The organism is Kyrpidia tusciae DSM 2912 (assembly GCF_000092905.1).
GTDB classification, from domain to species: domain Bacteria; phylum Bacillota; class Bacilli; order Kyrpidiales; family Kyrpidiaceae; genus Kyrpidia; species Kyrpidia tusciae.
Genome location: NC_014098.1, coordinates 1,782,027 through 1,795,290, shown reverse-complemented (window position 1 = coordinate 1,795,290; position 13,264 = coordinate 1,782,027). Strand labels below are relative to the sequence as shown.

Here is a 13,264-nt window from a genome sequence, read left to right as displayed (position 1 = left end):
ACGGTCATCATTTTATGCCCGCTGCTTTTGGGCGGTTCCCCAGGGACGAGGAAAGGGGGGATTTCCGGCGGGAGGGTGGGTGGCCGGAAACACGGATAAACAATAAGGCCACTCCCCCGGCTACAGCGGCCAAACCGGCACAGAGTCCGAACATCCAGACGGGGGGGAGCTTCATCAGTTGAGAGAAAACCGGTGGCCCGGCCGCCACGCCGAGAAAGCGAACGCTTCCATAGAAGGAGGTGATGATACCCCGTTCTTCCCGCTCGGCGGTGCCGGTGATCAGGGTGTTGAGGGACGGCAGGACCACCCCCGTGCCGATGCCGGAGAGAACAAGATCACCGAGCTGCCACCCCGGGGAGCGGAGAAATGGCAAGAGAAATAACGTTCCCGCGATTACCCCGAGCCCACCGACCACCGCTCCCTTCATCAAGGGGCGATTTTTTTTGATCCAGCGCCCGGTCAGATAGGAGGCGGTGCACATGCCGGTGAGTGGGACGGCCAGGATGGTGCCCCGGGCGAACACCCCCAGGTGGTGGACCGATTCCAAAGTTTCCGAGACATAAAAAAGGACGCCAAAAAGAAGAAACAAAGCCGTGGCCCCACTAAAATACCCGACTAACAGCCAGTGTGCATCCCTTTTCCAAATTGCAACAAAGGACTGCCAGTAGCGGGCCGCAGACATGCCCTTTGGAAGGGGAGGCTCTTTGACCGCCAGCCATAAACCGATCATGACGGGGATGGTCAAAATCGGAAATAATAGGAATGCCCCGTACCACAACAGGCTGCCCACCCAGGCACCGAGAATGGGGCTCACCACTTTGCCCAGTCCGTTGGACGCCTCATTGAGTCCAAGGGCCCGGCTCCGTTCCCCGCCCTGGAAGAGGTCGCTGACGAGGGCCATGGCGATGGGCGCAGTGCCTGCTGCACCCAATCCTTGGATGACCCGCCCGATGAGAATGACGGGAAACACCCATTGGCCGATCCAGGCACCGATGGCTGCCACGAGCCCTCCGAGGGCGTAGAGGCCGAGAGACGGGATAATAATCCATTTACGCTTGAGCCGGTCGGAGAGAAAACCTGCCAGAGGAATAATGAGTCCCGCCGGAACGGAAAAGAGGGTTATCACCAGACTGGCCTGGAATTGGCTGATCCCCAAGACGGACTGCATGGTCGGTAAGATCGGGATCAGCATCGAGTTCCCCAGAACCATAATGAAAGGCACTGAACTGATCGCCCACAGTGCTCCCGCCCCCGGGCTCCTCGCTTCTGCCACCGACTTTCACCTCTCTCACGTGTCCTTGGGTAGTGTCGTCCCACGGTGCCATGAATATGCGATAGACGTTCGCATACAAAAGACGATAAGCGTTCAACGGCAGGATCAGCGGGGAATTCACGGGCGCATGGGGCCGGTGGCCGAAAAAAGGATTTTGCAGCCGACGCGGCGAACCGTTATAGTCAGGGTGTGTGATTCGAACGAGGTGGGGCGGCGATGGAGATACAACAAACACAAGATTGGATTCGGATGGCTCTCAGCCGTTTGGGGTACGGGGAGGCTGTCGTTGAGCAATTGATTGAACCGCAGCTCTGCCTGGCAGTACGGATTCCGGTCACCATGGACAGCGGCGCCGTGCGCATGTTTTCCGCTTATCGGGTGCAGCACCACATGGCGGTGGGTCCCACCAAAGGCGGAGTTCGACTGCATCCCGAGATCGGTCTCGACGACGTGAAGGCGGAAGCCGCGATCATGACGGTGAAGTGCGGACTCGCCGCAGTTCCTTTTGGTGGCGCGAAGGGTGGGATTGTCTGTGATCCCCGGGAGTTGTCCTTCCGGGAACTGGAACGGTTAGCCCGGGGATATGTCCGGGCCGTCAGTCAGACGGTGGGACAAGCGAAAGACATTCTCTCCGCAGATGGCTTCACTAATTCCCGAGTGATGGCCTGGATGGGCGATGAGTATAGCCGCCTGCGGGAGTCGGACGCCCGGGCGGTGATCACCGGGAAACCGGAAGTTCTCGGTGGCATCTCTGACCGAGAGAAGCTGTTGTATCAAAGTGTCATGATCTTGATCCAGGAGGCGGTGCGGGATTCGGGTCGATCCATGTCGGGTCTCCGGGTGATCCTTCGGGGGTTTGGGGAACTCGGCGCCTTCCTGGCCGGGCAGATTCACCGAAGCGGTGGCGTGGTCGTCGGCCTGTCGGACCGATATGGTGCGCTGTACCAGGAGGAGGGCCTGGATGTTGAAACGCTGTTGGACCGCAGGGATTCCTTCGGCACTGTGACTCGGCTTTTTCGCACGCGAATGGGTCACGACGAGATTTTAAACCATCCCCACGACCTGTTTATCGGCGCCACTGTCGCCCCTTCCCTGGGCGAAGAAGGGGCAAGGGTCCTGGGCGGCCGATTGGTGTTCGAGGCTGTGCCCGGAGCGGTGGATCCTGGGGCGTATGCCATCCTGCGTCAAAAGGGGATTGTGACGATCCCGGGAGTTCTCAGTTCCCTCGGCCCGGTCATTTTGTCCTATTACGAGTGGGTGCAAAATCGCCAGGGATACCACTTTGCCCCGGATCAATTGATGATGCTGCTACAAGAGCGCATGATCGACTCCTACCATCGCCTCAAGGAATCCCTTCCGGCGGCGGACGGAGATCCTCGCTTGGCCACCTTCATGGTGGGCCTCAAGCCAACGGCTGAAGCGATTCACCTCCGGGGCTTACTCTAGCGATCCCGGAACCGGTCCTGGCAACACGCGGATGAACAAGGTCGCATAGCCCCAGGCGACAAGGTATATACTGGGGGACAACGGACGGTAGTTTGGGGGCACATTATGAGCGGACACATGAGTGGACATCCACAAGGAGTGGAGCATATGCCGCTGCAGACACCCCGTCGCATCAAAGTGCACATTCGATGTCGCCACTGCGGCGAAAGTTTCATCCTTCGCGGTTCACGCAAACGAGGCGGCGAAATCGATACGGGCTTTAAACGTTGTCTGTGCGACAACGATCGGGATTTTGACATTGAAACGATCGGCTGATCGCCGGGGCGATCCGCTGAGCGCCGGCTCTTTATGGGCCGGTGCTTTTTTGTGCGCCTAGACATAAAAACCATTCTTCCCAGGCAGACTAGAACCGACTTTTGAGGGGAGGGTGTGGGCACGTATGGCAGGGCCGAGTCAGAGCGCCGGATGGTTGATGCATCTCATCCTCTCGGCAGTGGCGGCGTGGTCATTGCTGGCCCCCGGAACTGCAGCATGGGCAATGTCAGACAAGACTTTGATGAAAGGCGGCCGGGGAGAAGATGTCTACGAATTACAGGATCGTTTAAAATTCCTGGGACTTTACCGCGGCGCCATAGACGGTGTTTTCGGATGGAACACCTATTGGTCAGTCCGTTCGTTTCAGAGCGGACACGGACTCTCCGCCACCGGCCAAGTGGATGACCGAACGCGCCGGGCTTTGCTGGAAGCGACAAAAGCGTACAAACCCCGGCATCACAGCAGCACTCACGTGGCAGGCGGGACGGGTAAATTCTCGGCTAATGACATTAAACTGATGGCCAACGCCGTCTACGGAGAAGCTCGGGGCGAGCCTCTCATCGGCCAGGTTGCGGTGGCTGCGGTCATCCTGAACCGATTGGATGATCCGCGATTCCCCAAGAGCATCCCCGCGATCATTTTTCAACCCGGCGCTTTTACCGCTGTGTCGGACGGCCAAATCTGGCTGACACCCAATCCCCAAGCGAGAAAAGCCGTCATGGACGCCATTCAAGGATGGGATCCCACCGACGGGGCGGTGTATTACTTTAACCCCGCGACGGCGACGTCAAAATGGATTTGGTCCAGACCTCAAATTAAAAAGATCGGGAAACACATCTTCTGCCGGTAAGGTGTGGTCAGAGGAGGTCGAAGCACGATGTACAGGCGCGCAGCTGGAGTCCTCATGCCAATCCTCGCAGTGGCCCTCGTCATCACCGGGTTTTGGGGATACCGGGAACACCGCCAAAAACAAGCGGTGCTCCTAAAAGCCGAGAACCAGTATCAGCGGGCTTTTCACGATTTGACGGCCCACGTCGACCAACTGCAGGATGAGTTGGGCAAAGCGATGGCGATCAACAGTGTCCGCCAACAGACCCCGTGCATGACAAACATTTGGCGTCTCGCCTTTGCGGCTCAGTCGGATGTCGGTCAGTTGCCTCTTACCTTAATGCCCTTTCACAAGACCCAAGAGTTCCTGAACAATATCGGCCAGTTCAGCTATCGGTTGGGTGTGAAGGATCCGCAAAAGCCCCTGGGGGCCGAGGATTGGGCGACGCTGAAAAATCTCTACGGCCAAGCGGCTCAGGTGGAAACGGACCTGCGCCAGGTTCAAAGTAACGTGTTGAGCCACAACCTCCGTTGGATGGATGCGGAAATGGCCATGTCCGACACCCAGAAAAAAGGCGATAACCAGATCATCGACGGGTTCCAAAAATTAGAGAAGCAGGTTACAGAGTTCCCGGAGGTCTCTTTTGGCCCGACCAACCGGACACTGGAATCGCGCATTCAGGAACAACCGATGCAAGCCCTAGGCCCTGAAGCCAGTCCGCAACAAGTCGCTGGGAAAGTGAAGCAGTTCTTGGGCTTGGCGGGTAAAGAGACGGTCAAGGTCCAGGAAAACGGCAAGGGCAACCCCACTCCCAGTTACAGCGTGACCGTCCAGGATGGCCAGGCGAGTCACATGTTCTTGGATGTCACGAAACAAGGTGCCCATGTTCTGTGGTACATGAACGATCGGGCGGTGAACGGGGAGAAGGTGGATTTGTCCACGGGGGCTGCCGGAGCGGCCAGTTGGCTTCGGGCCCACGGGTACCCGGTGATGGAGATGATCCAAGCGGACCAGACGGACAATGTTGGAGTTTATGAGTTTGTCCCAGTGGAGCGCGGGATTCGTTTGTATCCCGACAAGGTGACCGTGAAGGTCGCTCTGGACAACGGCGAGGTGATCGGCTTGTCCGCCAAAGATTATGTCTATCACCACCGTCCTCGAAACCTTCCGGTACCGACCTTATCCTTGGCCAAGGCTCAACAACGGTTGAGTCCCCATGTTACCGTGCAAGAGCATCATTTGGCTTTGATTCCAAATGATGAAAAGCAAGAGGTTTTGGCCTACGAATTCCTGGGCACCATCGATCGGGACACCTATCGCATCTACATCAACGCTCAGAACGGGGATGAAGAAGGAGTAGAAAAAATGCGCCGGGAGCCGTCTGGAACGGCTCAGAGTTGGTAGGGTTTTCGGGGGCGGCGAAGCCGCCCCGGTCACGAAGCCCCGGCCCAGTTGTTCAAAAAGTGAGTCAGGCCCGTGGCCACGGCGTCAGCCACTTGGCGTTGGTAAGCGGAGTTGACCAGTTTCGCTCGGTCCGAGGGGATGAGCAGATACCCCGCCTCCACAATGACGGCGGGCATGGTCAGATGTTGTAGGAGGTAGTAAGCGGACCCATCGTGGGCTTCCCGAAGGGACATTCCGGGGATCTTCCGAACCTCGGTCTGGATGGCCTGGGCGAGGGCTTTCGAACCGGCTAGAGAGGGATTAAAAAAGGTCTCTGCCCCTCCCCGGGTGGCTTCGGGGGAACTGTTGCAATGGATGCTGATAAACGCCACCGCTCGGTGAGCTTCGGCCAAAGCAATCCGGGCGTCGAGATCCGTGCGTTTGGCTTCGCGGCCTCGTTGTCCCGGAAGGGCATAGTCCCGATCGTCTGTGCGCGTCAAAAGGACAGTGTACCCTCGGGTTCTCAGGGAAGCGGCCAGGGCCTGAGAGATTTGAAGGGTGATGTCCTTTTCAGAGATTCCCGAGTCGGTTTCCACTCCGGGGTCGTAGCCGCCGTGTCCCGGGTCGATGACCACGACGGGAGTGGGCCACCAGGCGGGGGCGCCAATGGGCAGGCCGGCCGCCGGAAGCAGGAGAAGGGCGCACAGTAGCAGCAGGGCGACGGCGGCGGCCCAGGGCCTCCACGACGGACGAATCACGATCAAAGTCGCTCTCCTCTTTCTCACTGCGCGTCATCCCCGTCCTCATCCATGTTCTCCCCATGTCTATGCGAGGGCAGAACGCAGCATGCCCGAAGTGGGGCATGGATGGGTCAGGATTGGCGTAAGCTGGAGGAAGAGGAGGCGAAGGAATGCGCCGGGTGGAACAAAGCGAGAACCCTTTGGCGGATCTTGTTGAAAAAAGTGCGGAATGGACGTTTCGGATGGCGGTCTTCGGTCTGTTCGCCCTCACCGCGGTCCAGGCGCTGCTGCTGGTGCCCCAGGCCAGGGCCGTCTTGGTACCCGTGGAACGGCTGGAGGGAGTGCCGGTTGAAGGGATGCCCCCCGTTCAACAAGCACAGATTTCGTTGAGTCTGGAGGGGGCCAATGCTTGGCCGGGGGCCCGGGTGACGGTGGACGGGAAACCGGTGCAAGCCTTCGACCAAGCCCAGGTATGGCTCACCGTTCGAGAAGGCGACACGGTGCAGGTGGATGCCACGAAGGCCCAAGGCAGCCGCAGGATTCTGATCGACCACGAATCCCCCAGTTTGCTGACTCCAGTTGCAGGACTGGAGTGGGATGTCGACGGAGGGAAAAAATCTCCCGCCGTTCAGGTCCATTTTATCGCCATAAACCCCTAAGATTCGACAGAATCCGTCCCTTGCGCCGTTTTGGAGGGTTGTGGTACTATGTTTCTAGATCGACACAGATAAAGATGCGCCGATGTCCGACAACGTGAAGTCACAGGATTGCGTGATGGATGCGACGGTGAGCGACCTCTCTTTTCCCTGGCCTGAATAGATCTGCACGTAGGAAAAGCGGGCTCTTGCCTGCTTTTTATATGTTTGGCCATGCTGGAGCGCGGTGAGGGAGGGCGTGAATGAAACGATTGCGAGTAGCGATTGACGGTCCTGCCGGGGCCGGGAAAAGCACCATTGCGCGGCGAGTGGCCGAAGCGTTGGGCCTTCTGTATGTGGACACCGGGGCCATGTACCGGGGGATCACGTGGGTCGCCCTGCAGAAAGGCATCGATCCGGTGGACGCGGGTGCTTTGGCGAGTCTGGCCAGGGATGTCCACATGGAACTGCGTCCGGAGAAAGACGGGGTACGGGTGTGGATCGATGGGAAAGATATAACGCCTTTTCTCCGGGATCCCCGGGTGAGCCGGGCGGTGCCCGTCGTGTCCGGGGTGCCGGCTGTTCGGGGGCGAATGATGGAGTTGCAGAAGGAATTGGCTCGCCGGGGCGGAGTGGTGATGGATGGAAGGGACATCGGGACGGCGATCATGCCCGATGCTGACGTCAAGGTTTTTCTGACAGCGTCTTTGGAGGAACGGGCGAAGAGGCGCGTGAAGGAGCTTCGGGGATATGGTCACCGCATCGACCCCGATCAAGTCGGGCGGGACCTGGCAGAACGGGACCGGGCGGATGCAGCCAGGGAATTCTCGCCTTTGGTGAAGGCCCCGGATGCTCGGTTGATCGATACGACGGGGCGCGACGTGGAGAGTGTGGTGCAGGAAGTGCTGACCTTGTGCCGAACCCGCCTCCTAAAGGGGGAAGAGTAGCGGATGGCAGATCGGGTATACCGTGTGGCGCGGGTGTTAATCCGGGAGCCTCTGCGGGCTTTATTTCCCCTCCAGGTCATGGGTCGAGAGCGGATACCGGAACGGGGTGGGGTGTTGCTCTGCGCGAATCACGGCAGTAATTGGGACCCGGTATTGTTGGGCCTGAGTGTTCCTCGTCCGATTCACTTTATGGCAAAAGAAGAGTTGTTTCGGATCCCGGGTCTTTCCTGGTTGATTCGGGGCTTGGGGGCCTTTCCTGTGCGCCGGGGTACGGCGGATCGCGCCGCCCTGAAGACAGCGGTTCATTTGGCCCGGGAGGAAGGTCGAGTGGTGGGATTATTCCCGGAAGGAACCCGGCGCCGGCCTGGACGGGAAGTTCACCCGATGCCCGGTGCGGGAATGGTCGCTTTGCGAAGCGGGGTGCCGGTTATTCCCGTTCACATCGACGCCGACTACCGGTGGAGGTCGCCCGTGGTCGTTCGCATTGGCCTGCCCCTCGATTTGACACCGTGGGTCCACCTTCGACTATCGTCTCGGGAGTATACGGAGGTGGCCCGGGCGATCATGGAGGCGGTCTACCGGTTGCCGGAAGAAGGCCCGCCTGTCACCAAGGTGGGGTCTGGGTAGCCAAAACCCACCGTTTTGCATGGTTTTGACGCTGGGTAGTCATACTGAACATGAGCAAGAATTTGCCAGTCACGTGGACCCCGGAAAGTTGGAATAACCGGGTGAAGGATAGAGGGTTCTAACGTCCGGTTGGGGTTGACCAGGGTCGCTGTCTGAGGAACAGGAGGTCTTTTCCTATGGATGAAATGCGCGACATGACCGATTTGGTGGCGTTGCACAAAGGGGACGTCGTGAAGGGCCGAATCACCAAGATCGAAGATGGCCAAGTGTTTGTCGACGTGGGTTACAAGTTCGACGGGGTCATCCCCATCGGCGAATTGTCGGCACTCCGGGTAGAATCGCCTTCGGACGTCGTCCAGGTGGGGGACGAAGTGGAGGTCCGGGTGCAGCGCATCAACGATGAAGAGGGCAAGCTCGTGCTTTCGAAGAAAGCGGTGGATGCCGAAAAAGCATGGGAACGCCTGCAGCAACGGTTTGAAAGTCAGGAGACCTTTGAAGTCCAGGTCGCCGATGTGGTCAAAGGCGGGCTCGTCGCGGACGTGGGGGTGCGAGCTTTTATCCCCGCCTCCTTGGTTGAACGACATTTTGTCGAGGATTTTTCCGAATATAAGGGGCGGACTCTGCGGGTGAAGGTGGCGGAGCTCGACCGTTCGGACAACAAAGTGATTTTGTCTCAAAAGGCAGTTCTGGAAGAGGAGTATCAGCAAAAGAAAGAAGAGGTGCTCCATCGCCTGCAACCTGGGGATATTATCACGGGGAAAGTGCAGCGGTTGACCAATTTCGGGGCTTTTGTGGATGTGGGCGGCGTCGACGGGCTCGTGCATATCTCGGAATTGGCCTGGCACCGGGTAGAACACCCTTCCGAAGTGGTCAAAGAAGGGGATGAAGTCACCGTCAAGGTCCTTAAGGTGGACCCGGAGCGGGAGCGGGTATCTCTTTCGATCAAAGAGGCGAACCCTGGTCCATGGTCCGGCGTGTCCGAGCGGTATCATGTGGGTGACGTGGTCACCGGCACCGTCCGACGTTTGGTGTCCTTCGGGGCATTCGTGGAGTTAGAGCCCGGCGTGGAAGGATTGGTGCACATTTCCCAGATCGCGAACCGGCGAATCGGCACGCCCCAAGAAGTACTGGAACCGGGACAGGAGGTTCGCGTGAAGATCCTGGATGTCAACGAAGAGGACCAGAGGATTTCCCTGTCGATCCGCGAGGCCGAGGGAGATCGCAATCGCCGGGATGTAGAACGCTACAACGAGCGCCAGGGGCCGTCCACCGGTTCTGGGGTGACGCTTGGGGAGATGTTCGGAGATCTGTTCAAGAACCGCCATTAATGGATCCTCTCGCCGCAGGTGACAGGCGGCGTCCATCGGTGCCCGGGGGCAGACCCCGGGCGCTGTTTTTGTGTTCGTGTTCTTGATGAGAAGGGTTCAAGGTATACCGGTGCGTCTCGGCGGCGACACTAGTGTCACGGAAGGTGATGTTCATGCCCGTGGCCAGTGGAATTCTGGCGGATGTGCTGATGGCGGTCGCGGCGATTCTCTTAATCACCGGCTGGGGAAACCGCCGGGTGGTTCCATCGAGCAAAGGTCGTCGGGCCTTGGTGATCGGCCTGGGGATGGCCTGGTTCTTAAATCGCTGGCTCATCGGAATGTTCGGAATCCGCGCCAACGCCGGGGGATTGGTTTTGATGGTTTTGGCGACGGCGATCCTTTTGACTTCGCCTTTGGGATGGCGCGGGTGGATCCGGCAAATTGCGGGCATGATCCTCACCACGGCCACCATGGCCGTCCTTTGGGCGGGGATGCCCTATACCCCTTTGGTGACGTGGCCGTTTCGAGATCTGGTCTGTGCCGGGATCGGGGCGGCGGTGGCGGGGCTTGTTGCCCCTTCGCCGTTGTTTGCCGCCGCCTGTGCTGGTTGGGGTGTCGTGTGCGGGATATACGAGGTCTTAATGGTTCAATACGATGTCGTGTTGCGGGATATCGTGTGGTTCGATACCGACCTCGTGGACGAAATGATGGCGGCGGGGTGGATAGCGCTGGCGATCCATCTCGCTGTGGGGGGGCTGTTACATGGTGCCGGCAGGCGTCCGGGAACGGTGGACGGGTCCCCTTGACGAAATGGAAACCAGGCCGGTTTTCCGCCTCTTTTATGACGAAGGGGCAGGCCTTGGGGCGGCATTGACGGCGGCGCTGGACGTGGGGCGGTTCCCCGAAGATCTTCCTTGGGACGAGGCGGCGGTTCGCGATCTGTTGCAAACCTTGAGCCCGGGTTCGGGAATTTTTCCCCTTCGGGGACGCCGGGGTGTGGCGTATTGGTGCGGACTCGGCCCAGATGCCCCGGTGATCGTGCGGGCTTGGCGTCAATTTCTCGCTTTTTCCTCCCGCCCCCAGGGTTCCGTGGTGTTTCTTCCCGTCCCGGTGCCCCGTACGCGGCGGTGGCGCCGGGCCGAGCGGGCATGGGGGGAGAGGGCCGAGGTCGATCGGGCGGTCAAGGAGGCGCTGGGACATGTCGAACTCTGGCATCAGGCTCGTCTATCCGTCTGGCCCGGCTGAGCCAGGTCTCCGGGTGGTCTACTATTGCTACGGCAGCGCCCATTCCTCGATCGTCTGTGCGGCAATACATTTGGGGCGCTTAACCGGGGACTCGATCCGGGGCCGGGACATGATCCAACTTGCTGACTATGACGCCACTGAGCCTTGGTCGATTGGAACGGTCTATTTTAAGGGCGTGGACGATTTGGGCCACCCCGTCTATACTCTTGGTTTGGGTCCGCGGCGCAACAAGGCCCTGGAGGCGGTGATCGCACTTTTGGCGCTCCCGGGGTTTCAAACGGTGCCGATCCTCTTTGCCGAGGCCCTGTCTCACATTGGGCCGGTGGCTCGTTTGGGAGGGGCTCTGTCCCGGCGGTACGGGATGGTCAAGTGGGGGCGACCCCTCAGCGCTTGGGCCATTGCCCGACGTATTGATGAGATGCGGTCTTTTGTCGACCGGGTGCGGGAAGCGGAGCGGCGGGCTGCGATTGACGCACCGGCGCCGGTTCTGTCATAATCCAGGTGGATCAGAGGTGGGAAAGGTTGTGAAAGCCATGCCCGGAGGACTGGTTGCGATTGTCGGCCGGCCGAATGTGGGGAAATCGACTTTGTTTAATCGAATTGTGGGCGGGCGGATCGCGATCGTCGAAGATAAACCCGGGGTGACTCGAGATCGGCTCTACGCTTTGGCGTCGTGGAACGGCCGGGGGTTTCGAATCATTGACACTGGAGGGTTGGACTTCGGCGGTTCGGATGCGATCGTGAAATCGATTCGCGCCCAAGTTGAATTGGCGCTGGAAGAAGCGGACGCGGTGATTTTTCTCGTGGATGGAATTTCCGGGATCACTCCGGCGGACGAAGAAATCGCCGGGCGGCTGCGCCGGGCCGGGAAACCGGTGGTTCTTGCGGTCAACAAGTTGGACAACCCGAACCGAATGATTGCCCAGTACGAGTTTTTTCGGCTGGGCTTGGGCGATCCCTTTCCGATTTCGGCTGAACACGGGTTGGGGATTGGCGATCTGCTCGATGCCGTTGTTCGCCGGCTGCCCCCGGAGGATACCGGGGAACCGGATCATGACGCGATTCGGGTGGCGGTGATCGGTCGCCCGAACGTGGGCAAGTCTTCCCTGGTCAACCGACTCCTCGGTGAGGAGCGGGTCCTGGTCAGCGAGATACCGGGGACCACTCGGGATGCGGTGGATACCCTTTTCGAACGGGAAGGCCATTCGTTCATTCTCATTGACACCGCCGGGCTGCGAAAACGTGGACGGGTATGGGAAGACACTGAAAAGTACAGCGTTCTTCGGGCACTTCGGGCCATCGATCGCAGTGACGTGTGCTTGTTGGTCATTGACGGCAAACAGGGCATCGCCGAGCAAGACAAGCGCGTGGCGGGGTATGCGGTGGATGCCGGTCGGGCGGTGGCGGTGGTGGTGAATAAATGGGATTTGGTGGAGAAGGACGATAAAACGGCGGTCCGCATGACCGAGGAGATCCGCCAGGAGTTTGCCTTTATGACTTGGGCACCGGTGGTGTTTGTCTCAGCGAAGACCGGGCAGCGGGTGGGACGGATCTTGGACTTGGTGGTCCAGATCGCCGAACAGCACGCCATGCGCATGCCCACGGCCACAGTCAATCGCGTGGTGGAGGATGCCGTCCAGCGAGTTCCGCCCCCTTCCGACAAGGGGCGCCGCTTGCGTTTGTACTATGCGTCCCAGGTGGGAGTGAAGCCTCCGACCTTCGTATTTTTCGTTAATGATCCAGAACTCATGCATTTCTCCTATATCAGGTACCTGGAGAATCAACTGAGGTCAGCTTTTGGATTTGAAGGCACACCGCTTCGCCTTCTCATTCGACAGCGCAAGTCCGGGGCTCGGCCGCCGAGATGAGAGTTTTGCCTTCACGTCTGGGATACAGGGGTTGATCAGATGATTGGACAAGGGATTCTCGCTGCGGTCATCGGCTACCTGCTCGGCTCCATCTCCTCAAGTGTGTTGGTGGGTCGATGGATGGCCGGGATTGACATTCGCCAACACGGGAGCGGGAACGCCGGGGCGACGAATACTTTACGGGTTTTGGGACAGCGGGCGGCAGCGGCGGTTTTGGTGGCAGATGTCTCCAAGGGGTTGATCGCCATCGCCGTGGCCATGGCCCTGGCGCCCGACCGCACGGGGGTGTGGGCGGTGGCGGGTCTATTCGCCATCGTTGGACATAATTGGCCGATTTTTTTCGGGTTTCGCGGAGGGCGGGGCATCGCTACCGCGATCGGGGTTTTGTTGACGCTCGTGCCGGTTCCGGCGCTGGCGGCCGGGGGGGTTGCCCTGATTGTCCTTGTTGTGACCCGGTACGTCTCCCTGGGTTCCTTGCTTTTCACCCTGTTGACCGCCGTGTTCGCGGTGGTGTTTCACTATCCGGCGGCTGAAATCTGGTTGACGATCGCCATTGCAGCGTTAGCAGTCTGGCGCCACCGGGATAATATCGGTCGATTGATTCGGGGCGAAGAGCACCGTCTCGGCCAGGGCAAAAGTCGATTATAAG

14 protein-coding genes are annotated in these 13,264 nt (G+C 59.4%); 12 read left to right on the top strand and 2 right to left on the bottom strand.

From position 1 onward, the window contains the following. Nucleotides 1-7: 7 nt before the first annotated feature. Entirely contained in the window at nucleotides 8-1,273 is a 1,266-nt protein-coding gene (locus BTUS_RS08855) for an MFS transporter (protein WP_013075768.1), read from the bottom strand. Between the two features lie 216 nt (nucleotides 1,274-1,489). Here BTUS_RS08855 and BTUS_RS08850 point away from each other — a divergent pair, with 216 nt between their 5' ends. From BTUS_RS08850 to ypeB, 3 genes are all read left to right on the top strand, one after another. Beyond that, nucleotides 1,490-2,719: a Glu/Leu/Phe/Val family dehydrogenase gene (locus tag BTUS_RS08850; protein WP_013075767.1), complete on the top strand. Its 1,230-nt coding sequence runs from the start codon at nucleotides 1,490-1,492 to the stop codon at nucleotides 2,717-2,719. Between the two features lie 439 nt (nucleotides 2,720-3,158). Next, nucleotides 3,159-3,884, top strand: coding sequence for a spore cortex-lytic enzyme (sleB, locus tag BTUS_RS08845; RefSeq protein ID WP_013075765.1), 726 nt, complete (start codon nucleotides 3,159-3,161; stop codon nucleotides 3,882-3,884). Nucleotides 3,885-3,911: 27 nt separating this feature from the next. Next, complete coding sequence (gene ypeB, locus BTUS_RS08840; RefSeq protein WP_013075764.1) at nucleotides 3,912-5,267, top strand: germination protein YpeB; 1,356 nt, start codon at nucleotides 3,912-3,914, stop codon at nucleotides 5,265-5,267. A gap of 29 nt (nucleotides 5,268-5,296) precedes the next feature. Here ypeB and BTUS_RS08835 read toward each other — a convergent pair whose 3' ends face one another. Next, nucleotides 5,297-6,031: an N-acetylmuramoyl-L-alanine amidase family protein gene (locus BTUS_RS08835; protein ID WP_083780130.1), complete on the bottom strand. Its 735-nt coding sequence runs from the start codon at nucleotides 6,029-6,031 to the stop codon at nucleotides 5,297-5,299. 125 nt (nucleotides 6,032-6,156) lie between these two features. Here BTUS_RS08835 and BTUS_RS08830 point away from each other — a divergent pair, with 125 nt between their 5' ends. The 9 genes from BTUS_RS08830 to plsY all read left to right on the top strand — a co-directional run bounded on the left by BTUS_RS08830 (nucleotide 6,157) and on the right by plsY (nucleotide 13,263). Continuing rightward, the gene (locus BTUS_RS08830) at nucleotides 6,157-6,645 is read left to right on the top strand and encodes a hypothetical protein (RefSeq protein ID WP_013075762.1); all 489 of its coding nucleotides are present in this window, start codon (nucleotides 6,157-6,159) and stop codon (nucleotides 6,643-6,645) included. Nucleotides 6,646-6,884: 239 nt separating this feature from the next. Continuing rightward, entirely contained in the window at nucleotides 6,885-7,568 is a 684-nt protein-coding gene (gene cmk, locus BTUS_RS08825; RefSeq protein WP_013075761.1) for a (d)CMP kinase, read from the top strand. A gap of 3 nt (nucleotides 7,569-7,571) precedes the next feature. Then, nucleotides 7,572-8,195: a lysophospholipid acyltransferase family protein gene (locus BTUS_RS08820; RefSeq protein WP_013075760.1), complete on the top strand. Its 624-nt coding sequence runs from the start codon at nucleotides 7,572-7,574 to the stop codon at nucleotides 8,193-8,195. 176 nt (nucleotides 8,196-8,371) lie between these two features. Continuing rightward, complete coding sequence (gene rpsA, locus BTUS_RS08815) at nucleotides 8,372-9,523, top strand: 30S ribosomal protein S1 (protein ID WP_013075759.1); 1,152 nt, start codon at nucleotides 8,372-8,374, stop codon at nucleotides 9,521-9,523. A gap of 152 nt (nucleotides 9,524-9,675) precedes the next feature. After that, nucleotides 9,676-10,308: a hypothetical protein gene (locus BTUS_RS08810; protein ID WP_041304011.1), complete on the top strand. Its 633-nt coding sequence runs from the start codon at nucleotides 9,676-9,678 to the stop codon at nucleotides 10,306-10,308. After that, on the top strand, nucleotides 10,265-10,747 hold the full coding sequence (locus BTUS_RS08805; RefSeq protein ID WP_013075757.1) for a hypothetical protein: 483 nt from the start codon (nucleotides 10,265-10,267) through the stop codon (nucleotides 10,745-10,747). Before BTUS_RS08810 ends, BTUS_RS08805 begins: the two co-directional genes overlap by 44 nt. Continuing rightward, nucleotides 10,701-11,243: a DUF3189 family protein gene (locus BTUS_RS08800; RefSeq protein ID WP_083780129.1), complete on the top strand. Its 543-nt coding sequence runs from the start codon at nucleotides 10,701-10,703 to the stop codon at nucleotides 11,241-11,243. The genes BTUS_RS08805 and BTUS_RS08800 overlap by 47 nt, the downstream gene beginning before the upstream one ends. A gap of 37 nt (nucleotides 11,244-11,280) precedes the next feature. Continuing rightward, nucleotides 11,281-12,615: a ribosome biogenesis GTPase Der gene (der, locus tag BTUS_RS08795; RefSeq protein WP_041305492.1), complete on the top strand. Its 1,335-nt coding sequence runs from the start codon at nucleotides 11,281-11,283 to the stop codon at nucleotides 12,613-12,615. 39 nt (nucleotides 12,616-12,654) lie between these two features. Then, nucleotides 12,655-13,263: a glycerol-3-phosphate 1-O-acyltransferase PlsY gene (gene plsY, locus BTUS_RS18620; protein ID WP_013075754.1), complete on the top strand. Its 609-nt coding sequence runs from the start codon at nucleotides 12,655-12,657 to the stop codon at nucleotides 13,261-13,263. Nucleotide 13,264: the final 1 nt, after the last annotated feature.